We start from the raw sequence: 24,227 nt of genomic DNA, 5'->3' as shown, positions 1-24,227 counted from the left end.
ACAAACAGTTATGGTGGTTATCCGCTGAAAACGGCCCTACCATCACCACCAAGCTTTTGATTTATTCCATTATTTTTTAAAGCATAGGGGCACGGAACCACATGCGTTTTACACTGCAGCGCGAAGCCTTCCTCAAGCCATTGGCCCAGGTGGTCAATGTGGTCGAACGCCGTCAAACCCTGCCGGTTCTGGCCAATCTGCTGGTGCAGGTCAAGGACGGACAGGTCTCCTTGACCGGTACCGACCTGGAAGTGGAAATGATCTCGCGCACGATGGTGGAAGACGCGCAGGACGGCGAAACCACGATTCCGGCGCGCAAGTTGTTCGACATCCTGCGCGCCCTGCCCGACGGCAGCCGCGTCACCATCTCGCAGACCGGCGACAAGGTCACAGTGCAGGCCGGGCGTAGCCGCTTCACCCTGGCAACGCTGCCTGCCAACGACTTCCCGTCGGTCGACGAAGTCGAAGCCACCGAACGGGTCGCCGTGCCGGAAGCGGGCTTGAAGGAGCTGATCGAGCGCACTGCGTTCGCGATGGCCCAGCAGGACGTGCGCTACTACCTCAATGGCCTGCTGTTCGACCTACGTGATGGCTTGCTGCGTTGCGTCGCCACCGACGGCCACCGATTGGCCTTGTGTGAAACCGAGCTGGAGAAATCCGGCGGCGCCAAGCGCCAGATCATCGTGCCGCGCAAGGGCGTGACCGAGTTGCTGCGCTTGCTGGAAGCGGCTGATCGTGAGGTGGAACTGGAAGTCGGCCGGAGCCATATACGCGTCAAGCGCGGCGATGTCACCTTTACCTCCAAGCTGATCGACGGGCGCTTCCCGGATTACGAGGCAGTGATTCCGATCGGCGCCGATCGCGAGGTCAAGGTGGATCGCGAAGCCCTGCGTGCCTCGCTACAGCGTGCGGCAATTCTGTCGAACGAGAAGTACCGCGGCGTGCGTGTGGAAGTGTCGCCGGGTCAGCTGAAGATCAGTGCCCACAACCCCGAGCAGGAAGAAGCCCAGGAAGAGATCGAGGCAGACACCAAGGTCGACGATCTGGCCATTGGCTTTAATGTGAACTACCTGCTGGATGCCTTGTCTGCGCTGCGCGATGAGCACGTCGTCATCCAGCTGCGCGATGCGAATTCGTCAGCACTGGTGCGTGAGGCCAGCAGCGAAAAGTCACGTCATGTGGTGATGCCGCTGCGTCTCTGACGCTGCGTTCCACGTGGAACACCGAAGCCCGGCGAGAGCCGGGCTTTTTTGTGGGTGGGGCTCTACGACATTGACCCTCGCAGACAGAGTCGAGCTTGTAAACGGGAAGACGTCCCGGGGCCGATTGTGTTCGCGGTCGCGCATTGATGTGCTCAAAGCATCGGTAATTCCAGGCTCAGGCGTGGCCGGGGTGTGCCCATTGGTCGATGAGCGCCTCTGACTCGCTGTGGGGTCGACGGACAGCATTGGTTGGTCACGGAGTGGCTGTTGCAGGACGCCCTTGGCTGCAGTGCGATGTGTTGCTGTCGCGATGTGCAATGACGTGATGCGCTAGCCGTGAAGACCAGGTTTCCCGGAGCAGTGATCGAGATTGAATCCGTTGGAGGAGTGGAGCTTCTCGTCATTACCTGGTTCGATCGCATCAGACGCCGACCAACCTGCAAACACGAACAACGTGAAAGAGACCAGGTCTCAGTGCTTGGTTCAAGGGGCAAAGCGATCAGACGACATGAAACGACGGGCAGAGAAGCGAATCGAGGTCAACCAAGTCTCACAGGTGTGAGAGACAACTCTGCCGAATTCGGAACTGTTGTGTATTTCGACCATCGGGTTGAAGGTCCCACCTGTGGTCCCCGGCCGTCTCAGCAAGTTGCCAGTTTTGACTTATGCACATCTGCTTTTGCTTTTAAATCTATAAATAACTTAAGAGCTTTGTGGTGATGGTAGGAGCAGATTTCGCCTAAAAGTAGGTTAAGTGTTTGTTTTAAAAGGATTTTTACGCATCGAAACCCTGTGTTTTAAGGTGGGTTTTGGGCCTGATAGCTTGTGGACAAGTGTGGTGAGGGTCTCCAGCAGCTTTTTTGTCCCCAAGTTATCCCCAGGCCATTCTCGGAAGATCGCGGGCGCTGGCTGCGCGTAAACTGTCCAATCACGTATCCTCCGCTGCGACCGGAAGCGCCGGATCACAGCCCGGAGTACACCGATCGATGCACGTAGTGCGGTTGTCCATCCATCGACTTCGTCGATTCGAGACGGTTGAGCTCTACCCGGCCAGCTCGCTGAACCTGCTGACCGGCGACAACGGTGCAGGCAAGACCAGTGTGCTCGAGGCACTTCACCTGATGGCCTACGGCCGTAGCTTCCGTGGCCGAGTGCGTGATGGATTGATCCAGCAAGGCGCCAGCGATCTGGATGTCTTCGTCGAATGGCGCGAGGGCAGCGGCACGGCACAGGACCGCACGCGGCGTGCAGGCCTTCGCCACAGTGGACAGGAATGGACCGGGCGGCTCGACGGAGAAGATGTCGCGCAACTCGGCACCCTCTGCGCCGCGCTTGCCGTGGTGACGTTCGAGCCGGGGAGCCACGTCCTGATCAGCGGTGGCGGCGAACCGCGTCGGCGCTTTCTGGATTGGGGGTTGTTCCACGTGGAACCTGACTTCCTGGCGTTATGGCGCCGCTATGCGCGTGCACTCAAGCAGCGCAACGCCCTGCTCAAACAGGGGGCGCAGCCTCGGATGCTGGACGCTTGGGACCATGAGCTTGCCGAGTCGGGAGAAACGCTCACCTCCAGGCGAATGCGCTACCTCGAACGACTGCAGGAGCGCTTGATTCCGGTGGTGACTGCCATCGCCCCGTCGCTCGGCCTGTCTGCGCTGAGCTTCGCCCCGGGGTGGAAACGTCACGAGCTGTCGCTTGCAGATGCCTTGCTGCTAGCACGCGAGCGTGATCGCCAAAACGGCTATACCTCGCAAGGGCCACACCGCGCCGACTGGGCGCCGCAATTCGATGTGCTCCCCGGCAAGGATGCGCTGTCGCGAGGACAGGCCAAGCTCACGGCCCTGGCCTGCCTGCTCGCTCAGGCGGAAGACTTTGCCCAGGAACGTGGCGAATGGCCGGTGATTGCGCTGGATGACCTGGGGTCCGAACTGGATCGACACCACCAGGCAAGCGTGTTGCAGCGACTGGCGCAGGCCCCCGCACAGGTGCTGATCACAGCGACCGAGACCCCGCCTGGGCTGGCCGAAGCCGGCGGGTTGTTGCACCGGTTCCACGTGGAACACGGAGCGCTCGCCCACCAGGCGGCGCTGCAGTGAGCCAACGGCCAATGCGGGCCGACTGGTATAATTTCCGGGCTATCCCCCTTTTCCCACGGTGCGAAGCGGCTCCCGCCGCCAGCGCCCGTGTTGTGGAGCCAACGGCACGCGCATGACCGACGAACAGAACACCCCGACGACCCCCAACGGCACTTACGACTCCAGCAAGATCACCGTGCTGCGAGGCCTGGAAGCCGTCCGCAAGCGGCCTGGCATGTACATCGGCGATGTCCATGACGGCACCGGCCTGCACCACATGGTCTTCGAGGTGGTCGACAACTCGGTCGACGAAGCCCTGGCTGGCCACGCCGACGATATCGTGGTGAAGATCCTGGTCGATGGCTCGGTGTCGGTGTCCGATAACGGGCGCGGCGTGCCGGTCGACATCCACAAGGAAGAAGGCGTCTCCGCGGCCGAGGTGATCCTCACTGTGCTGCACGCCGGCGGCAAGTTCGACGACAACAGCTACAAGGTGTCCGGCGGCCTGCACGGCGTGGGCGTGTCGGTGGTCAATGCGCTGTCCGAGCACCTGTGGCTGGATATCTGGCGCGATGGCTTCCACTACCAGCAGGAATACGCGCTGGGCGAGCCGCAGTACCCGCTCAAGCAGCTGGAAGCCTCGACCAAACGCGGTACCACGTTGCGCTTCAAGCCCGCGGTGGAGATCTTCAGCGACGTCGAGTTCCATTACGACATCCTGGCCCGCCGCCTGCGCGAATTGTCCTTCCTCAACTCCGGCGTCAAGATCACCCTGATCGATGAGCGTGGTGAAGGTCGGCGCGACGACTTCCACTACGAAGGCGGTATCCGCAGCTTCGTGGAGCATCTGGCCCAGCTCAAGACCCCGCTGCACCCGAACGTGATCTCGGTGACCGGCGAGCACAACGGCATCGTGGTCGACGTCGCCCTGCAATGGACCGACGCCTACCAGGAAACCATGTACTGCTTCACCAACAACATCCCGCAGAAGGACGGCGGCACCCACCTGGCCGGCTTCCGCGGTGCGCTGACCCGTGTGTTGAGCAACTACATCGAGCAGAACGGCATCGCCAAGCAGGCCAAGGTCTCGCTGACCGGCGATGACATGCGCGAAGGCATGATCGCGGTGCTGTCGGTGAAGGTGCCCGACCCCAGCTTCTCGTCGCAGACCAAGGAGAAGTTGGTCAGCTCGGACGTGCGCCCGGCGGTGGAAAACGCCTTTGGCGCGCGCCTGCAGGAGTTCCTGCAAGAGAACCCGAACGAAGCCAAGGCCATCACAGGCAAGATCGTCGACGCCGCGCGCGCGCGCGAAGCCGCGCGTAAGGCGCGCGACCTGACCCGCCGCAAGGGCGCGCTGGACATCGCCGGCCTGCCCGGCAAGCTGGCCGACTGCCAGGAAAAGGATCCGGCGCTCTCGGAACTGTTTATCGTCGAGGGTGACTCGGCAGGCGGCTCGGCCAAGCAGGGCCGCAATCGCAAGAACCAGGCAGTGCTGCCGCTGCGCGGCAAGATCCTCAACGTCGAACGCGCCCGCTTCGATCGCATGCTGGCCTCCGACCAGGTCGGCACGCTGATCACCGCGCTGGGCACCGGCATCGGCCGCGATGAGTACAACCCGGACAAACTGCGTTACCACCGCATCATCCTGATGACCGACGCCGACGTCGACGGCTCGCACATCCGTACCCTGCTGCTGACGTTCTTCTACCGGCAGATGCCGGAGCTGATCGAGCGCGGCTACATCTACATCGGTCTGCCGCCGCTGTACAAGCTCAAGCAGGGCAAGAGCGAGCTGTACCTGAAGGACGATGCGGCGCTCAATGCCTATCTGGCCAGCAGCGCGGTCGAAGGCGCGGCGCTGATTCCGGCGGCCGACGAGCCGCCGATCACCGGCGAGGCGCTGGAAAAACTGCTGCTGCTGTTCGCCGGTGCCAACGATGCAATCGCCCGTAATGCCCATCGCTACGATCCGGCCCTGCTCACCGCGCTGATCGACCTGCCGCCGCTGGACGTGGCCCAGTTGCAGGCCGAAGGCGACGTCCACCCCACCCTGGATGCGCTGCAGGCAGTGCTCAATCGCGGCACCCTGGGCACGGCGCGCTATCAGCTGCGCTTCGATCCGGCCACCGACAGCACCGCGGCGACGCTGGTGGCGATCCGTCGCCACATGGGCGAGGAATTCACCCAGGTGTTGCCGATGGGCGCGTTCGAGAGCGGCGAGCTGCGTCCGCTGCGCGAGGTGGCGCTGGCGCTGCACGGTCTGGTCCGCGAGGGCGCGCAGATCGTGCGCGGCAACAAGTCCCACCCGATCGCCAGCTTCGGCCAGGCGCAGGCCTGGTTGCTGGAAGAGGCCAAGAAGGGCCGCCAGGTGCAGCGCTTCAAGGGCCTGGGCGAAATGAACGCCGAGCAGCTGTGGGAAACCACGGTCAACCCCGATACGCGCCGGCTGTTGCAGGTGCGCATCGAGGATGCGGTGGCCGCCGACCAGATCTTCAGCACCTTGATGGGCGATGTGGTGGAACCACGTCGCGACTTCATCGAGGACAATGCGCTGAAGGTCTCCAATCTGGATATCTGAGCCGCCGTTGTCGTAGCGGCGCAGCGCTCCGGTGCTGCGTCGGCGATGCGGCGTTCGCAGGACGACGATGCGCACAGATCTCCCCTCTTCCCCGGCGCCGTCCGGTGCCGCGGGCAAGCCGCCGCTACTGCCCGTGTTGCTCGGGTTCGGCATCGATGCGCTGATCGCCATCGGCCTGTTGCTGAGCCTGAGCGTGGCCGGTTTCGCGTTATGGGGCGCGTTCCGCGGCATTGCCCATGTGCAGGCAGCCAAGGCGCAGGGCCTGACGCCCTCGCCGGCCGATGTCATGGCGGCGATCGGCCAGCCCGGGGTGATGGTGCAATTGCTCACCGCACTGGTCAGCACGGCCACGCCGGCGGTGTTGCTGTATTACTGGCGCCGCCGCGCAAGCGCGAGCGAGCAGGCTGCCTCGCGCGCAGCGGTACGGCGGACTTCTACCTGGGGCTGGACAGCATTGATCGCAGCGGCGGTCTTCCTGCTCAGCAACCTGGTCAGCGTGGCGGCCTCGGCGCTGGGCATCAAGCCGGTGCCGACCAACCTGCCGCTGATGGAAGAAGCCATCAAGCAATGGCCACTGGCGCTGACGATCTTTGCGGTGCTGATCGCACCGGCGTACGAAGAACTGCTGTTCCGGCGGGTGCTGTTCGGCCGCCTGCTGGCCGCCGGCCGCCCCTGGCTGGGCGTCGTGCTCAGCGGCGTGCTGTTCGCGTTGGTGCATGAGGTGCCGGGTATCAGCGGCAATGGCCCGGCCGCCATCGCCCAGCTGTGGCTGGTCTACGGCAGCATGGGCGCGGCATTTGCGTGGTTGTACTGGCGCACCGGCACCTTGTGGGCGCCCATCGCCGCCCACGGCGTCAACAATGCCACCGCCCTGGCGGCGCTGTATTTCTTCGGCTTCGGCTGAGCGTAGCGAACCGAACGGCCGCGCCACCGGACTGCGGGCGCGGCCGGGGTCTGGACGTCCTCAGGACGGGTCATCCCTCCGGATCCCATGCGTGGTCCACCCTATCCCGGCAATCGCCCACGACGATCTCGCCGCTACCGGTCAGCCCATCGCCTTAACCATTATCCAATCGTCCTGCGCAGGCGTTGGCCGGCGCGGATGCATCGCCCACGTGCGCCGTTCTGGCGCGTCAGCGGTATGCGCTGGGCTACCGTTGACTATGTTTTTACGGGCATTCCAGCTCGCTTGACGAAAAGTTAAGACGAGCCTGCCAAAATGTCCCTCAGGGTTACAGGGGGATCGAATGAAAGCCAAGCTGTTGATCGTTGTTGCCGTCCTCGCGTTGACGGCGTGTGCCACCACGACCTCGCCGACCGGCCGTCGCCAGGTTGTGGGAGGCGTGTCGCAGGAACAGCTTGACCAGTTAGGCGCGCAGTCGTTCGCGCAGACCAAGGCCAAGGAGAAGGTCAGCACCGACGGCAGGCAGAACGCCTACGTCCAGTGCGTGGTCAATGCGCTGGTGGCGCAACTGCCGCCGCAGTGGCGTGAGACCAAATGGGAAACCGCGTTGTTCGTCGATGACGAAGCCAACGCATTCGCCCTGCCCGGCGGCAAGGTCGGGGTCAACACCGGCATCTTCACCGTGGCCAAGACCCAGGACCAACTGGCAGCCGTGCTCGGGCATGAAATAGGCCACGTTATTTCACGGCATCACGAAGAACGCATTACCCGCCAGCTTGGCGCGCAGACCGGGCTGGGGATCATCGGTGCCCTGGCCGGTGCGGCGTACGGCGACGGTGCGGCCAGTGCGGTCAACCAGGTCGGCGGCATGACGGCGCAGACAGTGTTCCTATTACCCGGCTCGCGCACCCAGGAAAGCGAGGCTGACGTCGTCGGACAACGGCTGATGGCGCAGGCCGGCTTCGATCCGGCCCAGGCGGTCAACCTGTGGCAGAACATGATGGCCGCCAGCGGCAATCGTCAGCCGCAGTGGCTGTCCACCCACCCCGACCCGGCCAACCGCATTCGCGAACTGCAGGCCGACGTCAACCAGCTCGAGCCCGTCTATCAGCAGGCGCAGCAAGCTGGGCGCAAGCCGAAGTGCGGCTGATCGCGCGACCCGGGCAGCCGGCTCGGCAGCACCCGCGCAGCACCGGCAGGCGCGAATCGCCCTGCGAGGGCGAAGTCACATCGCCGCAACCATGCGCTCACTGCCGATGACGTAGCGTTAGCCCTCCTAAGCAAGTGCCGTTCATCCTGTTTGCCGCACCACAGCATGGAAACCGTTTTCGGGAACTGGGACTTTCTGCTAAGTTTGCCGGCTCAGATTTTTCGTACAGCTTCCATTCCGCTTTTCGTACCGCCCGACGGCGGCTCGTCCGAGGTGAAACATGAAACTGCTCAACCGCAAGCAAGCCCTGTTGTCCCTGTTTATCGCAGCGTCCCTGGGCGGGGCTGTCATCACCGATGCGGTCGCGCAGTCGGACCGCTCGTCCGAGCGTGCCAGCCGCAAGTCCAAGAACAGCGGCAAGGCCGAAGAGCTGTACCCGCAGTCGACCCGCCAGGCACCGACGATCAAGCCGTCGTCCAAGCTGAGCAGCAAGCTGCAGAAGCTGATCGAAACCTTCAACAAGGGCGAAGACTATCCGGGCGTGCGCAGCCAGGCCGATGAGATCCTGGCCAACAGCGCCGCCAACGAAGCGGACAAGGCGCTGGCCGCACAGCTCGCTGCGCAGGCCGCCTATAACCTGGACGACACCGCCGGCGCCAAGAAGTACCTGCAGCAGGCCATCGGCCTGAATGCGCTGGACAACAACGGCCAGTTCCAGTCGATGCTGATGCTGGCCCAGCTGCAGATGCAGGACGACCAGCAGGCCGAGGGTCTGGCCACGCTGGACAAGTATCTGGACGAGAGCAAGTCGCAGCGTCCGGAAGACCTGATCCTCAAGGGTCAGGCGCTGTACCAGGCCGAGCGCTACAAGGAAGCGATTCCGGTGTTGAAGCAGGCCATTGCCGCCTCGCCCGAGCCGAAGGACACCTGGAACCAGCTGCTGATGGCGTCCTACGCCGAAGCCGGCCAGACCGGTGAAGCGGTCGCCGCAGCCGAAGCACTGGCGGCCAAGACGCCGAACGACAAGAAGGCCCAGCTCAACCTGGCCAGCATGTACATGCAGGCCGACCAGATGGACAAGGCCGCGGGCGTGATGGACAAGCTGCGTGCCGCCGGGCAGTTGACCGAAGAAAAGGAATACAAGCAGTTGTATTCCATCTACGCCAACACCGAGAACAAGGAAAAGGACGTCATCGCGGTGATCAATGAGGGTATGCAAAAAGGCATCCTCAAGCCTGATTATCAGACATACCTCGCGCTGGCCCAGTCGTATTACTACAGCGAGGACGTGCCGAAGGCGATCGAGAACTGGCAGAAGGCTGCACCGCTTTCCAAGGACGGCGAGACCTATCTGAATCTGGCCAAGGTGCTGCATTCGGAAGGTCGCATCCCGGAGGCCAAGCAGGCCGCGCAGCAGGCGATCGCCAAGGGCGTCAAAAAACCCGAAGACGCCAAGAAGATCATCAACCTGAAGTAAAAAAGAAAATAAACCCCCGAAATCCCTGTGTTTTTAGTGGTTACAGGACTCGGGATTGGTATAAGCTTGGGAGTTCCTGCGGTGTCAAAACCGTCCGAAAACCTGGGGATCATCACAGTGATCCGGGCCCCCACTGAAAGAGCCATTGGCGCATGACGGAACAACTCGTTATCCACAGGCATGACTATGATGCCGGGAACCAGGGTCTGAGCTGGGCCCGCATTATCGGTATTGCTTTTGTAATTGCCCTGCACCTCACTGCACTGATGATGTTGCTGATCCCTGCAGTGGCGCCGAAGGCTCCGGCAGAGAAGGAGCGCACCACCATGGTTACCTTGGTGGATGCACCGCCTCCTCCCCCGCCGCCGCCGCCGCCGCCGCCGCCGGAAGACAAGCCGCCACCGCCGGTCAAGAATCTGTCGCCGCCGAAGCCGTCACCGGTTCCGCCGCCGCCGGAAGCGCCGGTCGTCGATGTTCCCGAACCGCGTCCGAGCGATATCGTCACGCCGCCGAGTCCTCCGTCTCCGCCGCAACCGCCGAGTGACATCGGCGCCAGTGTCGATATCTCGTCCAAGAACATGAACCCGCCGAAGTACCCGCCAGCAGCATTCCGTGCCGGCGTCCAGGGCGAGGTCATCCTGATCGTGGATGTGGATGCCAGCGGCAACGTGACCAACGTGTCGGTCGAAAAGTCCAGCCGCAACCGCGACCTTGACCGTGCCGCGATGGACGCAGCACGCAAGTGGAAGTTCAACGCCTCCACCGTCAACGGGCAGAAAGCCGCCGGACGCGTCCGCGTCCCGGTCAACTTTGCTCTGAACTGATCCCACGGGCCGGCTACGGCCGGCCCAGGATCCTGTCTTCCTTTCGCTCCACCCTTCATCACCACACACAACAAAGGTAAGCGTCATGCTGCAGGAATTCTTTATCGCCGCCGCTGCAGGGGGCTCCAATCCGTCGGCCGCTCTGTCGCAGATGGGCTTCGAGCACTTGATCACCGAAATGACCTCCAGCCCCGGCGACTTCGCCGTGTCCTGGGTCGTGTTGATCACCCTGATCGCCATGTCCGCTGCCTCCTGGTACTGGACCGTCATCAACATCTTCCGCGCCACCCGCCTGAAGAGCGCGGCTGACCGCGTGACCACCGCGTTCTGGGATGCCCCGAATGCACAGGACGCCATCCGCGCCATGGAAGAACAGCCGGCTTCCGAGCCGTTCTCCAAGATCGCACTGGACGCAGCCCAGGCTGCTGCCCACCACCAGCGCGCCGAAGGCAACACCGGTGGCCTGGGCGAGAGCCTGAGCCGTTCGGAGTTCGTCGACCGCGCCCTGCGTCAGGCCGTGACCCGCGAAAGCACCAAGCTGCAGTCGGGCATGACCCTGCTGGCTACCGTCGGTGCGACCGCGCCGTTCGTCGGTCTGCTCGGTACGGTGTGGGGTATCTACGGTGCGCTGATCAAGATCGGTGCAACCGGTTCGGCCTCGATCGACGCCGTTGCCGGCCCGGTGGGTGAAGCGCTGATCATGACCGCGATCGGTCTGTTCGTCGCCATCCCGGCCGTGTTCGCCTTCAACTTCTTCTCGAAGGTCAACAGCTCGGTGATCGCCAAGTTCGACACCTTTGCCCACGACCTGCACGACTTCTTCGCCACCGGTTCGCGCGTTCGCTAATCCGGTCGTAAAGAACGCCTTCGCAACGATTTAGACGGAGCCCGTTATGGCCTTCAGTAGTGGAAACAGCGGCGGCCCGATGGCCGACATCAATGTGACGCCCCTGGTGGACGTCATGCTGGTGCTGCTGATCATCTTCATCATTACGGCACCGCTGATGTCCCACAAGGTCAAGGTGGAGCTGCCAGAGGCCAACTTGATCCAGAAGGAAGATGCGGAGAAACGCGCCGCGCCGATCACCCTGGCCGTCAAGGAAGACGGGTCGCTGTACTGGAACGACGAGCCGATCTCCAAGGAAGCCCTGGAGTCGCGGCTGTCCACCGCCGCACAGCAAACCCCGCAGCCGCCGCTCAACTTGCGTGGCGACCGCACGACCAAGATGCGTACGATCAACGAGATCACCAAGATCGCGCAGGGTCAGGGCATGCTGGACGTCGGTTTCGTTGCAACCAAAGTGAAGGGGCAGTAAGCCATGGCATTTAGTACTGGTGGAAGCCGTGGGCCGATGGCCGACATCAACGTCACGCCCCTGGTGGACGTGATGCTGGTGCTGCTGATCATCTTCATCGTGACTGCGCCGATCATGACCTACCCGATCGCCGTGGATCTGCCGCAGCGGGTGCTCAACCCGCCACCGCAGACGACCGAACCGCCGCCGCCGATCGAGCTGCGTATCGACGCTAGCAACCAGGTGTTCTGGAACAACAGCCCGACGCCGGTGGATCAGTTGCAGCAGAAGATGGAAGAAGTGGTCCAGGCCGATCCGACCAATCAGCCCGAACTGCGCATCGATGCAAATCAGGATGCGGAGTACGAAGTGATGGCGAAGGTGCTGGCCGCTGCGAAGAACTCGCAGATGAAGAAAATCGGCTTCATGCAGCAATAAACGTAGTTGCGAGACCGCAACACAACAGTCATGACGCGACTGCAACGCCACCGGAAACGGTGGCGTTTTTTTTGTGTGTCACCTGGGCGATCGGGCTGCGATAGCGGCGGCCATGCGATGCATGGCGGGGACGAAGCAGAAGTCGTTGTGGGCGGGCGGCCTGTCATGCGCTGTGGGCTCGTCGCACATCAGTCCGATGCCGCTGCCCTATCAAAACAAGCGACGACCCTTGCCCGTGTGCCCTGGTAATGCCGAGCCCGCGCGGCCTGCCTGCGACGGAAAATCATCAGCGGCCTGTTTGCGATCGCAGGAGACCAAGCCGATGCAACCAGCCTTGGACACGCAGACAAGCCGATGTGTGACCTACTAGTTGGGCACTGTGGCTCTTCATCGCAGATCGCTGTGGCCCAAGACCTCGCATTGCCATCTGCCCTTTTTTGCAAGCATGGATTTTCTACGCAGACATCGATGCGTGCCGCATGCCGGAATGACCACGCTGCGGGCGCCGGTCTTGTCGGCTGGTGAGTTGCCGGACACCTCTGTGTATCCGTCCGACCACGGACTGGCAATCCGAACTCACCGTACCGATACACGCCACCACACCGATACACGCCACCACAGTGTCCGCACTGGTGGGCGCCCCTCCAGCCTCCTTCCCGATTGCCGCAGCAAGCGTACGCTCGGAAGTGCAGCACCCACGATCACAGAACCGGAGGCAGTCATGGCTTTCAGTACGACAGGGAATCGGGGACCGTTGGCGGAGATCAATGTCACCCCGCTGGTGGATGTCATGTTGGTGTTGTTGATCATCTTTATCGTCACCGCACCGATGGTGACGCGCACGATCACGCTGGACCTGCCGCAAACCACCCACCAACCGCGCGTACCACTCGAGCCGCCTGCACCGATCGCATTGCGACTGGATGCCGATGGCCAGGTGTTCTGGAACGCCGGTCCGGTCAGTTTTCAGGAGCTGCAACCACGCCTGATCGACACGATGCGCGAGACGGCCGGTAATCAGCCTGAGCTGCGTATTGCTGCCAACCAGGATGCCGAGTACGCGGTCCTTGCCAAGGTGCTTGCCGCCGCCAAGAACGCACAGGTGCAACGCATCGCGTTTGTGCAATGAATGTGCACGGATGGCGCAGGCAGTAACCGTGATGCCTGGATCATTGACTGCTCACGCTGCGGTGGTTTCGGCCACCGCAGCGCTTTCTGGCAGGCGACATCGCTGCGTTGTTCATCACCTGCCGTGCCGCCCCATGCCTGTCACTCAGCACGTAGCGGATCGGTCGGGCGAGCGGCACCCATGCGGCCAATCTGTTTGACGATTCGCCGCTGTTGGCGCGTTGTCGGATTCGTCAAATACGCAATTTCTACGTCGCCGCGGTAGGCTCTTTCGAAGCTTTCGCACTTGCTCGCCCACGCTACGTGACTGGCTGGCCACCGCTCAAAACGCAGGTGCCGGGCATGGCGAACAAGACGGCGAATGTGCCCGATTGCGAATCCAAGACGACTTTGCTCACTTCGGAGCGACCAACCCCAGCTGGCGAGCAACCCTCAAGCAGATGTGGGCTGCGTATGGCAACCAGGCGCACAGAGGCACTTGAAGAGTGCGGACACAGGCCGCGACACCGGTGTTTTGTCAGCCGCTTTCAGGCAATGGCGAACACCATCCACCAGCGCAGCGCAGGCGCGCTATGCCTGCGCGCTTGCCCCGCGTAGCAGCTGCACATACGCGCGCACCGTGGCATCCAGTCCCTGGTACAGCGCTTCGCCGATCAAGGCGTGGCCGATCGATACTTCCAGCACACCCGGCACGGTGGCGAGAAACTCGCCAAGGTTGGCTTGCGATAGATCGTGCCCGGCATTGATCCCCAGGCCGTGTCCTGCGGCGCGACGCGCGGCGTCGGCGAACTCGGCCAACGCCTCGGCTGGCTGTCCGTCGGCATGCGCTTGTGCATACGGGCCGGTGTACAACTCGATGCGGTCCGCACCCAGCACCGCTGCCTGGCCGATCTGGAGATTGCCGGCATCGACGAACAGGCTGACGCGGCTGCCCAGTGCCTTGAATGCGGCGATCAATTCGCCCAGCCCGGTGGTGTCCTGTGCGAAATCGAAGCCATGGTCGGAGGTGAGCTGGCCGTCGCCGTCGGGCACCAACGTCACCTGCTCCGGACGCGTGGCACGGCACAGCTCCAGCAACCCCGGGTAGCCGGGGCGCGGCGGCGCGAACGGATTGCCTTCGATATTGAATTCGACCCCGTGCTCGCGGGTCAGCGTACCCAGTGCCAGCACGTCGTCGGCGCGGATATGCCGCTGGTCCGGACGCGGATGCACGGTGATGCCGTGGGCACCGGCAGCGATGCACGCACGTGCGGCCTCTACTACGTCCGGGTCGTGGCCACCGCGCGAGTTGCGCAGCACTGCAATCTTGTTGACGTTGACGCTGAGCCGGGTGGTCACGGGCGCGCTCAGGCCTGCGGCTCGCCGTCACGCGCCGCGGCCAGTGCCGCCGCCTTGCGGGCTTCGGCCACTTCGCGCAGGCGGCGCAGCTCGGCCGGGTCGATCATGCTGCTGGTGTCGCGCTGGGTATCGCCCATGCGCGAGGCAAACCAGCCGCGTGTCCACAGCAGCAACAGCACCAGCGCCACCAGCAGCGAGACCACCAGCAACCACACGTGCGGCGTGCTGAAGGCCAGCACCAGCGCACCCAGTGCCATAAGCAGAAACAGCCAGTGCATGACGAGCTCCCCGTTGAGTGGCGGCAGTGTAGCGCTGCGCCCGGTCCGGTTCCACGTGGGCCGGCGCGGGCTCACAGCAGCGGCGACAATAGCCGTGCGAAGGCCTCGGGCAGGCGCGAGCGCCACAACGGGCGCAGGCGCACGAAGCGGACTTCCTGCGCCTGTTGCAGATCGGTGCCGATCATGCCGGCCAGCTCGGCGGCCACCGCCTGGTCGCGGAACAGCATCGATAGTTCGAAATTGAGGCGGAAGCTGCGGCTGTCGAAATTGGCGCTGCCGACGATGCAGACCTCGTCGTCGGCCAGTAGCGCCTTGGTATGCAGCATGCGCGGACCGTACTCGTAGATGCGTACGCCGGCTTCCAGCAGCTCGTCGAAATACGAGCGTGCCGCGTAGGTGACCAGGCGCGAATCGCTGACCCGCGGCACCAGCAGGCGCACGTCCAGTCCGCCCAGGGCGGCCGAGGTCAACGCCATCCGGGCCGCCTCGCCGGGCACGAAGTACGGGGTGACCAGCCAGACGCGATGCTTGGCCTCATGGATGGCAGCCACCATCAGCCGATGGATCGCCTCCCACGACGAATCCGGCCCGGACACCAGCACCTGCGCATCCACCGTGCCCTGCGCGCGGGTAGGCACATCCTCCGGCCACAGCTGCTGGCCGTGGAAGGCAGCGCGGCCCTGGCCGGTGGCATACAGCCAGTCTTCCAGGAACACCAGCTGCAGGCTGCGCACCACGTGGCCCTGCAGGCGGACGTGCAGGTCGCGGTAGGCATCGGCACGCACCTGCTCGTTCTCTTCGTCGGTGACGTTGATGCCGCCGGTGAAGCCGACCCGGCCGTCGACCACCAGCAGCTTGCGGTGGGTGCGCAGGTTGAGCCAGGGCCGCTTGAACGGCTTGAGGAACTGCGATGGATGGAACCAGGCAGTCTCCACCCCGGCCTCGCGCAGCGTGCGCAGGGCGCGCCGGGTCATCGCCGAGGAGCCGATCGCATCCATCAACAGCCGCACCTTGACCCCGGCGCGGGCGCGTTCCATCAGCGCATCGCAGATCGCAGTGCCGCTGTGGTCGGGCTGGAAGATGTAGTACTCCAGATGGATGTGGTCGCGCGCGCCGGCAATGGCGTCGATGATGGCGGCGTAGGTGGCCGCCCCATCCACCAGCCAATGCACTTCGGTGGCGGTGCTGGGTGCCAGGCCGGTGGTGGATTGGCCGATCTTGGCCAGCTCGGTGCAATCGGCATCCGGTGGACACACGCTGCTGTAGCTCTCCATGCCCGAGCGCGAGCGGCCGCGGCGCAGGCGCTGCCGTTTCACCTTCTGCGGGCCCAGCCAGTAATAGATCAGCAGGCCCAGGTACGGCAGTGCCGCCAGCGACAATACCCAGCTCAACGTGGCCACCGGTTCGCGCTTCTGCAGCACGATCCAGCTGGCGATCCACAGCAGGTAGAGCACATAGGCAGCCAGAAGGAGCGCTTCGAGGTGGGGAAGGTTGGCCAGCCAATCCCACGCGCCCTGTGCAAGTGCGGGCATGCGCGGATTCTACGGGGCGCACGCGGTGTTGCGATGACCGTTGGCGACAGGTGCCCATGTCCGATCCGGTGCCTGCCGCAGGCCGCCCGCGCTGCCTGCCTCGGAGTGGGTGGGCGTCATCCCGTCAGACCGATGCCGCTCACGCGGGGCTGCAGGCAGGACATCCTCTGCGAAGTGAACCTGCGATCAGGCCAGCTCTGGAGGATGGCGGTTTGCCGGCACGCAGGTGCTGGGTCTCCATCGGCCAGCAATGTGGCGATCGAGGCGCTGCAGCGCGTTGTTGCAGGCACCGGCAGGTGCCGCCCTCGACCGCCTGAGGAGCGGATTTCGCCACGCATGCGCGGCAAGCTGCGCGTGCGAACACGATAGGATGAGCGCCCGGAACGTGACGGTGCTGGACGAAGAAGGCCGATGGATGTCCAGGACAAGTCGCCTGTTTGAACTGCTTGGTCTTCTGCGCGCGCACAGACTGCCGGTGTCGGCAGCGTCGCTGGCCGCCGAGCTGGGCGTTTCACAGCGAAGCGTCTACCGCGACATCGACACCTTGCGCGCGCTCGGCGCGCCGCTGGAGGGACAGGCCGGGGTGGGCTATTGCTTGAAGGAAGGCTTCTTCCTGCCACCGCTGGCCTTCTCGCAGGAGGAACTGGATGCAGTGACCCTCGGCCTGGACTGGGTGAAGCAAAGGGCCGACCCTGCCCTGGCCAGATGCAGTGAAAGCGCGTTGGCAAAGATACTGTCCGCCCGAATGCAGGGTGCGGCCACCGACACGGCGACGCCGGCGATTCTGACCGCTGCCTCGATCTGCGAGCTGACCGACCATCCGCAGACCGCCACGTTGCGCGACGCCATTCGTCGGCAATGCAAACTGGCCATTGGCTATGTCAATGCGCAAGGCCTGCAGTCGGAGCGCGTCATCTGGCCGATCGCGCTGGTCTACTTCGACGATGTACGCGTGCTGGCGGCCTGGTGCGAGCGACGCTCCGGGTTCCGGCATTTTCGTGTCGATCGGTTGCAGGTGAAGGCGCTGCTGGACGAGCGTTACCCGCAGTCGCGCCATGCGTTGGTAAAACAATGGCGGCAACAGGACCGGGACTGGCGTTCGCTGCTGACAGCTTCTGACACGGTGCCACGCTAGCCTTTGCAGCAGGCGTCCCATCCCGAGAACGCCAGCCCGAGGAGACCTGCATGGTGGCGTTTTCACCCGACGCGCTGAGCGCATTCCTGGACGCCGACGACACGTCAGCGATCGTCATGTTGAACCTGATCCGCTTCGAACCCGATGCTGGCCGCGAGCGATACCACCGCTACCTGCGGATGGCCGAGCCCATCCTGGCCCGGTTCGGCGCGGGCATCGTCTTCAGCGGCGATGGCCTTCCGGTGCTGACTTCCGGGCAGGCGCAGGCATGGGATGCCGTGACACTGGTGCAATATCCGAACCGCGCTGCCTTCAAGCACATGATTGCCGATGCGGAGTATCAACGCGCCTTCGAGGTCGGTCGTTCGGCGATTACCGACATCGTGCTTCAACCGTTCAACGGCATCAGCCTGTAACCAGACACGGCAGGTGATGCGCCCTGCTTGCCGGCGATGGCGTACCAACGCCGGCAACCGAAGGTGCCACACACGCAATTTGGAGTCGACGCCGAGGCCGGCATTGCGGCGTGGCGCGTGCAAGCGCACACCGAGCGGTATCAAAACAGCGCCAGCTGCGGTGTCTGCGGCCTGGGCGCATGGAACTGGCTGGTATCGAGCCTTGGCAGTCGCCCGAATCCAAGGCGCCGATACGCGATGGAAAAGCGTTGCGCGATCAGCTCCGCAAACGGGCCCTCGCCGACCATGCGTTGGCCGAAGCGGCTGTCATAGTCCTTGCCGCCGCGCATTTGCCGGATCAGGCTCATGACGTGTCTGGCGCGATCCGGATAATGCAGCTCGAGCCATTCGCGCCATAGCTGGGTGAGCTCGTGCGGCAGGCGCAGCACCACATAGCCGGCCGAGCGTGCGCCATGCGCGCTGGCCGCTTCCAGAATGCGCTCAAGTTCGGTGTCGTTGATCATCGGGATCACTGGAGCCACCAGCACGCCCACCGGCACGCCGGCGGCGTGCAACGCGCGCATTGCGCGCAGCCGTGCATGCGGCGCCGCCGCGCGCGGCTCCATCTTCGCTGCCAACCGATTGTCGAGCGTGGTCACCGAGAAATACACCGACACCAGGTTGTGCTGGGCCATCTCGGCAAGCACATCGATGTCGCGTTCGATCAAGGCCGCCTTGGTCACGAAGCTCACCGGGTGCCGAGCCTCGGCGAGGACCTCCAGGCATTGCCGGGAAATGCCATGCCGCCGTTCGGCAGGTTGGTAGGCGTCGGTATTGATGCCCAACGCAATCGGCGAGCACTGGTAGGACGGGCGGGCGATCTCCGCACGCAGCAGCGCTGCAGCGTTGGGCTTGGCAAAGATCCGCGTCTCGAAATCCAGCCCGGGCGACAGATCTAGATAGGCGTGCGATGGCCTGGCGAAGCAGTAGACGCAGCCGTGCTCACAGCCGCGGTAGGGATTCACCGACTGCGAAAACCCGATGTCGGGCGAAGCGTTGCGGCTGATGATGCTGCGCGCGACCTCCTCGGTCACCACCGTTTTGGGACGCACAGCGGTGTCGGCCTCGGCCTCGACCGTGCCCCAGCCATCATCGATCTCGCTGGCGGTGGTGACCGAAAAGCGTCCCGGCACGTAGGACGTGGTGCCGCGCCCCTTGATCACCGTCCGCGAACTGCGAACATCCCGATCGGCCCCGCCGCTGGCGCCCGCTTGAGAATTCTTGGTAGGCATGTCGTTAGTATTAATGCTAACAACCCGCGCAGCAAGCACAGCAATGGAAATGGTCATATCAGCACAGAGGCGCACGACCACCCCCCTGCCGCTCAAAACGTGCCTGCGAAACACAGCCAGCCCGCACCGCCGATCAGCGCTTAAAGCGCACCGCCCACCAGGACCAAGGACTCAAGCGGCCAAGCCGGAGCCGCCGACCAACCGGCCGTTAACCAATCCCCAATCCCGACTCCCGAATCACAGCTCAGCTCCATACAGCACCTGCGCCGACTGAAACAGGATCCAGCTGGTGGCAATGAACTTGTCGCCGCCGACCGGGCGGTTGCCGCGGTGGGTGTGGGTGAAGGCGGTGGGAGCGATCAGCAGGCTGCCGGTGCGCGGGCGGGCCTTGCGTTGCTGGAACAGGAATTCGGTTTCGCCCTGTTCGAACGCGTCGTTGAGGTACAGCGTCCACAACAAATGCCGGTGCAGCGTGTCGGCACTGGCGTCGCGTGGGTACAACTCGCAATGCCAGTACGGGTAGCCGCCTTGATCGGCGGCGTACCACTGCAGGTTGATCGCGCCCGGGCGCAGGCAGGTGCGGGCCAGATCGCCCAGCGCCTGGTCGCTCATCTGCACGATGTCCTCGGCCACCAGCCGGTGCGGTGTGCCGTCGGCGGTGGTGACCTGCAGCATCAACGGAGAAATCAGCGCTTGTGGATAGGTCCGCAGATAGGTCAGCACGCCGTCGAAAACAGCCTGCTGCAGGCGGCCTTCCACCGCGGCCCATGCGTCCACGCCGCTGATGCGCAAATCGCGGCTGTGTTTGAGCTCGGGAAACACGCCGCCGCCGATTCGGCCCGGATGCAGCTGCTGGCTGTCGCGCATGCGTTGCACGATGGCCGCACAATCGCTGGCCGGGATGGCGTTGTCGGTGATCTGGATGAAGTCGGGTTGGCTCATGCGCCGACCATAGCAATCTGTCGCCTGGCCTGCACGGCCCCTACCGCGTGGCGCAACCGGCACTGCCTGGCGCTTGGCGTCGCGTCTCAACGGCATCTCGTACGTCCACACCGCGCATGTGCTGTGCCCAATGCGCGATCGATCGCATCGTAACGGCGGCGATGCATGCCATCGTGCGTCGCGACGGCGGCCGGTGTTGCAGCAGGCACGCGCCGCTGGGCAGGCACGTGGCCTAACCAGTGCAAGCGAGCGTTCTGCACGACACATTCTGCAGCGGTCTCGCACTGCGCACAGCTCGAGCCGCGTGCAGTCGCAGGTGGTTCTGCCGTTCAATGCACGCCGCACTCGCACTCGCACTCGCACTCCGCAGGTTGGCCGGTCGGCCGTGTGCTCGCGGCTGTTCCGATCCATGACACATGCGCCACACTCGTCGCGACTGCGTGCCCGCACTGCCGCGCATGGCGCCAATACGCGACGCAATCCGGCGCAGTGCAAAGAAAAACCCCGCCGAAGCGGGGTTTTTCAGTGTGCAGTGCGTGGTGGTGCGACGATCAGAACTTGTAGTTGATCGAAGCGGCCAGCACGTCGCCCTTGACGTTGTAGCTACCTGCCAGGCGGTCGCCGGTGGCGCTGCGGGTGTCGCTGGTCGGGTCGCTGGTGAACAGGTGGGTGTAACCGAAGTTGTATTCGGCCTGCTGCGACGGACGCCAGCTCAGACCCAGCGAGACCCACTTGCGGCTCGCATCGGGCACGCGCACGTCGCGGTGCTCGGCGGTGGTCGGGGTCTGGTCGTAGGCCAGGCCGCCACGCAGGGTCAGCGTGTCGCTCATGCGGTAGTCGGCACCGATCGATGCGAAGGTGGTGTCGCGGTAGGAGAAGTCCAGCACGCTGTCGGGCTGATTGGACGCGAAGTCCACGGTCACCTGGTCGAACTTGCTCCAGGCGGTGCGGGTGACGTCGGCCATGATCGACCACTGCTCGTTCACGTTGTGCGTGAAGCTGGCGGTGGCGCTGGCAGGCAGCTTGACGGTGGCGCGGCCCTTGGTGTCGACGAAGGTGCCCGGTGCGGCAACGCCCAGCACGGCAGCGGCGTTAGGCGGAGTGGTGAAGTCGGCGGTGCCGTCGGTGATCTTGTGCTCCACTTCCGAGCGGTAGCTGAAGCCGATGTGGGTGTTCTCGTCGATGCTGAACAAGCCACCGAGGGTGAAGCCCACTTCGGTGCTGTCGCCCTTGATGCGCGAGTAGCCGTCGGCGCTGCCCGGCGCGAAGCCCGGCACGCGGCGCGCAGCCAGGATGCTGCCGAAGTCCACGGCGTTGGCCAGGTCGATGTCCAGACGCTCGGCGAACACCGAAGCGCCGAATGACACGTACGGGTTCACGTCGTAGGAGAAGGCGACGTTGAAGTCGATTGCCTGCAGCTCGGTCTTGGTGCCGTGATAACGGCCGGCCCAGTCACGGTCGTATTCGGTCTTGAAGCCGAACGGCACGGTGAGCGAGGTGCCCAGATGCATGTTGTTGTTTTCGCCGAACGGCACATGGAAATACATGGCCGGAACCGGCGCGATCATGCCGGCGTCGCCGCCATTGCCGCCGGAGACCGGGGCGCCGTTGGCATAGTTGGCGGTTTCGGGATCGAACTTGGCCGAGAAGCTGATGGCGCTGACGTCGGCCTGGAACAGGCGGCCGTCCAGCTGGCGCATGCCGGCCGGGTTATTGGCGATGATGGAGGCGTCGTCCGGGGCGCTGCCCGAACCTGCGAACGCGCGGCCGAGGCCCTTGGCGCTGTTTTCCTTCAGCTGGAATGCGGCGCCGTGTGCCTGGCCAACGGCCAGAACGCCAGCGATACCAACGGCCAGCAGGGTGGCGCGGCTGAGAGTGGAAGCGGTAGACATGAGTTGTAGCTCTCCGGATAAAGACTGCAATGGTCGGTTCAGCGCCCGCGCCCAGCACCAATCCAGTGCCTGGAGCGCGCCGGAGACCCCCCCCCGACATACGACGCCGTACGCAGTATACCCACCACGATTAACCGAACAATAACGACTTTAGTCCTGAACGCGCGGCTGGATTGGGGCTGGGTTCAGGCCCGTGGACCGGCTATTGTGCGACTCCGATGTTCGTCTCCCTCCCCTCCCGCAAGAAACCCACCCGGCGCTGGGCGGTGCCGCTGTTGTTCGCCACGGTGTGGCTGGCCTACCTGTGGTCGATCAGCCGGCCGGGCGAGGCGCGCAATACGCTGTGGCTGGACTGGGGCGCGCTGTCCAGCGGCGTGTCCAACCTGGGCGACTGGTGGGCGACGCTGCGCGACGGCAGCGTGCTGCGGCTGTTCACGGCGCTGTTCCTGCACGCCGATTGGTCGCACCTGCTCGGCAACCTGGTGTTCCTGCTGATCTTCGGATTGCCGGCCGAACGCATCCTGGGGCCGTGGCGGCTGCTGTTGCTGTTCCTGGTGGGCGGCGCGGCGTCCAACCTGGCGGCGATCTTTGCGATCGGCACGCCCGACCGGGTGATCATCGGCGCCTCGGGCGCGGTATCGGCCTTGATCGGTACCTACCTGGCGTTGTTTCCCGGCGCCAAGCTGGGGGTCGTGCTGCCGCTGGGGCTGTTCCTGGAGTTCATCCGGGTGCCGGCGCCGCTGCTGATCGGTGCCTGGGCACTGCTGCAGGTGGTGTTCGCCTATATCGGCCCGGCGTTCGGCATGGTGGCGTGGTCGGCACATATCGCCGGCTTCGTGTTCGGCATCGTCTATGGGCTGTATGTGCGCGCGGCCATCGCCCGGCGCCTGCGCAAGCGGCACGGGTTCTAGCGCGGCGCGACTGCATGCGCGTGCCAAGTCGTGTGCGCGCTGCGTCCACTGCACTGGCGCGCCTATAATCGGCGCATGGTCAAGCCTTTGTACAAAGTCACCTTCCTCAATCACGGCAAGGTGTATGAGCTCTACGCACGCGAAGTGACCGGCAGCCATCTGTGGGGCTTCAACCAGATTGGCGAACTGGTGTTCGATGTGCACGATGGGCTGGTGGTAGACCCCACCGAAGAACGCCTGCGCGAGGAGTTCGGCAATACCCGAACCCTGCACTTGCCGATGCAGAGCATCGTGCGCATCGAAGAGGTGGAAAAGAAGGGCCAGTCGGTGATCCGCGATGCGGCCACCGGCGACAAGGTGGTTACCCCCTTCCCGCTGCCGGGCAAGCCACGCTGATGCGCATTGTGGTGCCCGACGACTACCAGGGCGCCGTGCGTCAGCTGCACTGCCTGCAGCGCTTGCAGGGGCATGACGTGCAGGTCCTCGGCGCGCTGGCCACCGATCCCAACGAATGGGCCGAGCGCCTGGTCGAAGCCGATGCGCTGGTGCTGATCCGCGAGCGCACGCGCGTGGATGCCACGCTGCTGCGGCGGTTGCCACGGCTCAGGTTGATCAGCCAGACCGGGCGCGTCGGCGCGCATGTGGACGTGGCTGCCTGCACGCAGTTCGGCGTGGCGGTGGCCGAAGGCGTGGGCTCGCCGGTGGCGCCGGCCGAACTGACCTGGGCGCTGATCCTGTCGGCCAGCCGTCGCCTGCGCGACTACCAGCGGGCCCTGCATCAGGGCCGCTGGCAGGCGCTTGGCGATCCCGGGCTGGGCCGCGTGCTGCATGGGCGCACATTGGGCATCTGGAGCTACGGACGCATCGGCCAACGCGCGGCGCAATTCGGGCGCGCATTCGGCATGCAGGTGCTGGTGTGGGGCGGCGAAGCATCGTGCGCGCAGGCGGCGCGCGATGGGTTCGCCATCGCCGACAGCCGCGAGGCCTTGTTCGAACGCAGCGATGTGCTGTCGCTGCATCGCCGGCTGACCGCGCAGACCCGCCACCAGGTCACCGTGCAGGATCTGGCGCGCATGCGCACCGATGCCTTGCTGGTCAACACCAGCCGCGCCGAACTGATCGCTCCCGGTGCCTTGCTGGCCGCGCTGGAGACCGGCCGGCCTGCGCAGGCGGCCGTGGATGTCTTCGAGCGCGAGCCCGTGCTCGATGCGCGCGATGCCCTGCTGCAGCATCCGCGCGTGCTGGCCACGCCGCATCTGGGCTATGTGGAGCGCGACAGCTACGAGCAGTATTTCGAGGCCGCGTTCGACAACGTGCTGGCGTTCGCCGCTGGCGCACCGCGCAATCTGGTCAATCCTGACGCACTGGGTGTGGCGCGTTAGCACTTGATTGCGCGGCTGGCCGGGTATGACGCAGCTGCTCCCCGCCCCGCTGGTATCCAGGC

The 24,227-nt window shown here is 64.4% G+C and carries 22 protein-coding genes; 16 read left to right on the top strand and 6 right to left on the bottom strand.

Translation table 11 applies throughout. The features are described from left to right. Positions 1-101: 101 nt before the first annotated feature. From dnaN to A7D17_RS03600, 11 genes are all read left to right on the top strand, one after another. Positions 102-1,202 carry a DNA polymerase III subunit beta gene (dnaN, locus tag A7D17_RS03650; protein ID WP_064507855.1) on the top strand — a complete coding sequence of 367 codons (1,101 nt, stop codon included), beginning with the start codon at positions 102-104 and terminating at the stop codon, positions 1,200-1,202. A gap of 986 nt (positions 1,203-2,188) precedes the next feature. After that, positions 2,189-3,295, top strand: a complete 1,107-nt coding sequence (recF, locus tag A7D17_RS03645) for a DNA replication/repair protein RecF (protein ID WP_064507854.1) — start codon at positions 2,189-2,191, stop codon at positions 3,293-3,295. A 112-nt stretch (positions 3,296-3,407) separates the two neighbouring features. Beyond that, positions 3,408-5,852, top strand: a complete 2,445-nt coding sequence (gyrB, locus tag A7D17_RS03640) for a DNA topoisomerase (ATP-hydrolyzing) subunit B (protein ID WP_064507853.1) — start codon at positions 3,408-3,410, stop codon at positions 5,850-5,852. 67 nt (positions 5,853-5,919) lie between these two features. After that, positions 5,920-6,756, top strand: a complete 837-nt coding sequence (locus A7D17_RS03635) for a CPBP family intramembrane glutamic endopeptidase (protein ID WP_064507852.1) — start codon at positions 5,920-5,922, stop codon at positions 6,754-6,756. Positions 6,757-7,099: 343 nt separating this feature from the next. Beyond that, the gene (locus tag A7D17_RS03630; RefSeq protein ID WP_064507851.1) at positions 7,100-7,906 is read left to right on the top strand and encodes a M48 family metallopeptidase; all 807 of its coding nucleotides are present in this window, start codon (positions 7,100-7,102) and stop codon (positions 7,904-7,906) included. Between the two features lie 280 nt (positions 7,907-8,186). Then, positions 8,187-9,383 (top strand): tetratricopeptide repeat protein, encoded by a 1,197-nt coding sequence (locus tag A7D17_RS03625; RefSeq protein ID WP_064507850.1) that lies wholly within the window; start codon positions 8,187-8,189, stop codon positions 9,381-9,383. Positions 9,384-9,535: 152 nt separating this feature from the next. Then, positions 9,536-10,207 carry an energy transducer TonB gene (locus A7D17_RS03620; RefSeq protein WP_033897859.1) on the top strand — a complete coding sequence of 224 codons (672 nt, stop codon included), beginning with the start codon at positions 9,536-9,538 and terminating at the stop codon, positions 10,205-10,207. An 85-nt stretch (positions 10,208-10,292) separates the two neighbouring features. Beyond that, the gene (exbB, locus tag A7D17_RS03615) at positions 10,293-11,054 is read left to right on the top strand and encodes a TonB-system energizer ExbB (RefSeq protein ID WP_029218134.1); all 762 of its coding nucleotides are present in this window, start codon (positions 10,293-10,295) and stop codon (positions 11,052-11,054) included. 46 nt (positions 11,055-11,100) lie between these two features. Further along, complete coding sequence (locus A7D17_RS03610; RefSeq protein ID WP_005912447.1) at positions 11,101-11,523, top strand: ExbD/TolR family protein; 423 nt, start codon at positions 11,101-11,103, stop codon at positions 11,521-11,523. A 3-nt stretch (positions 11,524-11,526) separates the two neighbouring features. Further along, complete coding sequence (locus A7D17_RS03605) at positions 11,527-11,940, top strand: ExbD/TolR family protein (RefSeq protein ID WP_039411682.1); 414 nt, start codon at positions 11,527-11,529, stop codon at positions 11,938-11,940. A 721-nt stretch (positions 11,941-12,661) separates the two neighbouring features. Continuing rightward, positions 12,662-13,069, top strand: a complete 408-nt coding sequence (locus A7D17_RS03600) for an ExbD/TolR family protein (protein ID WP_064507849.1) — start codon at positions 12,662-12,664, stop codon at positions 13,067-13,069. A 569-nt stretch (positions 13,070-13,638) separates the two neighbouring features. Here the strand turns inward: A7D17_RS03600 and A7D17_RS03595 are convergent. The 3 genes from A7D17_RS03595 to cls form a co-directional block, all read right to left on the bottom strand. After that, positions 13,639-14,406: a pyridoxine 5'-phosphate synthase gene (locus tag A7D17_RS03595; RefSeq protein WP_064507848.1), complete on the bottom strand. Its 768-nt coding sequence runs from the start codon at positions 14,404-14,406 to the stop codon at positions 13,639-13,641. Between the two features lie 8 nt (positions 14,407-14,414). Beyond that, positions 14,415-14,684 (bottom strand): hypothetical protein, encoded by a 270-nt coding sequence (locus tag A7D17_RS03590; RefSeq protein ID WP_029218131.1) that lies wholly within the window; start codon positions 14,682-14,684, stop codon positions 14,415-14,417. 71 nt (positions 14,685-14,755) lie between these two features. After that, positions 14,756-16,216 carry a cardiolipin synthase gene (gene cls, locus A7D17_RS03585; RefSeq protein ID WP_064507847.1) on the bottom strand — a complete coding sequence of 487 codons (1,461 nt, stop codon included), beginning with the start codon at positions 16,214-16,216 and terminating at the stop codon, positions 14,756-14,758. A gap of 415 nt (positions 16,217-16,631) precedes the next feature. Here cls and A7D17_RS03580 point away from each other — a divergent pair, with 415 nt between their 5' ends. Both A7D17_RS03580 and A7D17_RS03575 read left to right on the top strand, forming a co-directional pair. Next, positions 16,632-17,351, top strand: a complete 720-nt coding sequence (locus tag A7D17_RS03580; protein ID WP_064507924.1) for a helix-turn-helix transcriptional regulator — start codon at positions 16,632-16,634, stop codon at positions 17,349-17,351. 50 nt (positions 17,352-17,401) lie between these two features. After that, a complete protein-coding gene (locus tag A7D17_RS03575) occupies positions 17,402-17,767 on the top strand; it encodes a DUF1330 domain-containing protein (RefSeq protein WP_064507846.1) in 366 nt (121 codons plus the stop codon). Between the two features lie 140 nt (positions 17,768-17,907). Here the strand turns inward: A7D17_RS03575 and A7D17_RS03570 are convergent, their stop codons facing one another. The 3 genes from A7D17_RS03570 to A7D17_RS03560 form a co-directional block, all read right to left on the bottom strand. Further along, a complete protein-coding gene (locus A7D17_RS03570; RefSeq protein WP_064507845.1) occupies positions 17,908-19,038 on the bottom strand; it encodes a PA0069 family radical SAM protein in 1,131 nt (376 codons plus the stop codon). Positions 19,039-19,275: 237 nt separating this feature from the next. Continuing rightward, complete coding sequence (locus A7D17_RS03565) at positions 19,276-19,980, bottom strand: 2OG-Fe(II) oxygenase (RefSeq protein WP_064507844.1); 705 nt, start codon at positions 19,978-19,980, stop codon at positions 19,276-19,278. 551 nt (positions 19,981-20,531) lie between these two features. Further along, positions 20,532-21,872, bottom strand: a complete 1,341-nt coding sequence (locus A7D17_RS03560) for an outer membrane protein transport protein (protein WP_046962788.1) — start codon at positions 21,870-21,872, stop codon at positions 20,532-20,534. A gap of 218 nt (positions 21,873-22,090) precedes the next feature. On the opposite strand from A7D17_RS03560, the gene A7D17_RS03555 reads away from it, so the two are divergent. The 3 genes from A7D17_RS03555 to A7D17_RS03545 all read left to right on the top strand — a co-directional run bounded on the left by A7D17_RS03555 (position 22,091) and on the right by A7D17_RS03545 (position 24,165). Then, positions 22,091-22,783 carry a rhomboid family intramembrane serine protease gene (locus A7D17_RS03555; RefSeq protein ID WP_064507843.1) on the top strand — a complete coding sequence of 231 codons (693 nt, stop codon included), beginning with the start codon at positions 22,091-22,093 and terminating at the stop codon, positions 22,781-22,783. A gap of 75 nt (positions 22,784-22,858) precedes the next feature. Then, positions 22,859-23,179 (top strand): DUF1820 family protein, encoded by a 321-nt coding sequence (locus A7D17_RS03550; protein WP_064507842.1) that lies wholly within the window; start codon positions 22,859-22,861, stop codon positions 23,177-23,179. Beyond that, a complete protein-coding gene (locus A7D17_RS03545; protein ID WP_064507841.1) occupies positions 23,179-24,165 on the top strand; it encodes a D-2-hydroxyacid dehydrogenase family protein in 987 nt (328 codons plus the stop codon). Before A7D17_RS03550 ends, A7D17_RS03545 begins: the two co-directional genes overlap by 1 nt. Positions 24,166-24,227: the final 62 nt, after the last annotated feature.

Origin of the sequence: Xanthomonas floridensis (genome assembly GCF_001642575.1) — a bacterium.
GTDB classification, from domain to species: Bacteria; Pseudomonadota; Gammaproteobacteria; order Xanthomonadales; family Xanthomonadaceae; genus Xanthomonas; species Xanthomonas floridensis.
The sequence above is the reverse complement of the archived record's forward strand: the minus strand, read 5'-3'. Positions and strand labels throughout refer to the sequence as shown.

Coding starts and splice junctions, on each gene's coding strand:
- dnaN (WP_064507855.1), top strand. CDS start 102: ATGCGTTTTACACTGCAGCGCGAAGCCTTCCTCAAGCCATTGGCCCAG.
- recF (WP_064507854.1), top strand. CDS start 2,189: ATGCACGTAGTGCGGTTGTCCATCCATCGACTTCGTCGATTCGAGACG.
- gyrB (WP_064507853.1), top strand. CDS start 3,408: ATGACCGACGAACAGAACACCCCGACGACCCCCAACGGCACTTACGAC.
- A7D17_RS03635 (WP_064507852.1), top strand. CDS start 5,920: ATGCGCACAGATCTCCCCTCTTCCCCGGCGCCGTCCGGTGCCGCGGGC.
- A7D17_RS03630 (WP_064507851.1), top strand. CDS start 7,100: ATGAAAGCCAAGCTGTTGATCGTTGTTGCCGTCCTCGCGTTGACGGCG.
- A7D17_RS03625 (WP_064507850.1), top strand. CDS start 8,187: ATGAAACTGCTCAACCGCAAGCAAGCCCTGTTGTCCCTGTTTATCGCA.
- A7D17_RS03620 (WP_033897859.1), top strand. CDS start 9,536: ATGACGGAACAACTCGTTATCCACAGGCATGACTATGATGCCGGGAAC.
- exbB (WP_029218134.1), top strand. CDS start 10,293: ATGCTGCAGGAATTCTTTATCGCCGCCGCTGCAGGGGGCTCCAATCCG.
- A7D17_RS03610 (WP_005912447.1), top strand. CDS start 11,101: ATGGCCTTCAGTAGTGGAAACAGCGGCGGCCCGATGGCCGACATCAAT.
- A7D17_RS03605 (WP_039411682.1), top strand. CDS start 11,527: ATGGCATTTAGTACTGGTGGAAGCCGTGGGCCGATGGCCGACATCAAC.
- A7D17_RS03600 (WP_064507849.1), top strand. CDS start 12,662: ATGGCTTTCAGTACGACAGGGAATCGGGGACCGTTGGCGGAGATCAAT.
- A7D17_RS03590 (WP_029218131.1), bottom strand. CDS start 14,684: ATGCACTGGCTGTTTCTGCTTATGGCACTGGGTGCGCTGGTGCTGGCC.
- cls (WP_064507847.1), bottom strand. CDS start 16,216: ATGCCCGCACTTGCACAGGGCGCGTGGGATTGGCTGGCCAACCTTCCC.
- A7D17_RS03580 (WP_064507924.1), top strand. CDS start 16,632: ATGTCCAGGACAAGTCGCCTGTTTGAACTGCTTGGTCTTCTGCGCGCG.
- A7D17_RS03575 (WP_064507846.1), top strand. CDS start 17,402: ATGGTGGCGTTTTCACCCGACGCGCTGAGCGCATTCCTGGACGCCGAC.
- A7D17_RS03570 (WP_064507845.1), bottom strand. CDS start 19,038: ATGCCTACCAAGAATTCTCAAGCGGGCGCCAGCGGCGGGGCCGATCGG.
- A7D17_RS03565 (WP_064507844.1), bottom strand. CDS start 19,980: ATGAGCCAACCCGACTTCATCCAGATCACCGACAACGCCATCCCGGCC.
- A7D17_RS03560 (WP_046962788.1), bottom strand. CDS start 21,872: ATGTCTACCGCTTCCACTCTCAGCCGCGCCACCCTGCTGGCCGTTGGT.
- A7D17_RS03555 (WP_064507843.1), top strand. CDS start 22,091: ATGTTCGTCTCCCTCCCCTCCCGCAAGAAACCCACCCGGCGCTGGGCG.
- A7D17_RS03550 (WP_064507842.1), top strand. CDS start 22,859: ATGGTCAAGCCTTTGTACAAAGTCACCTTCCTCAATCACGGCAAGGTG.
- A7D17_RS03545 (WP_064507841.1), top strand. CDS start 23,179: ATGCGCATTGTGGTGCCCGACGACTACCAGGGCGCCGTGCGTCAGCTG.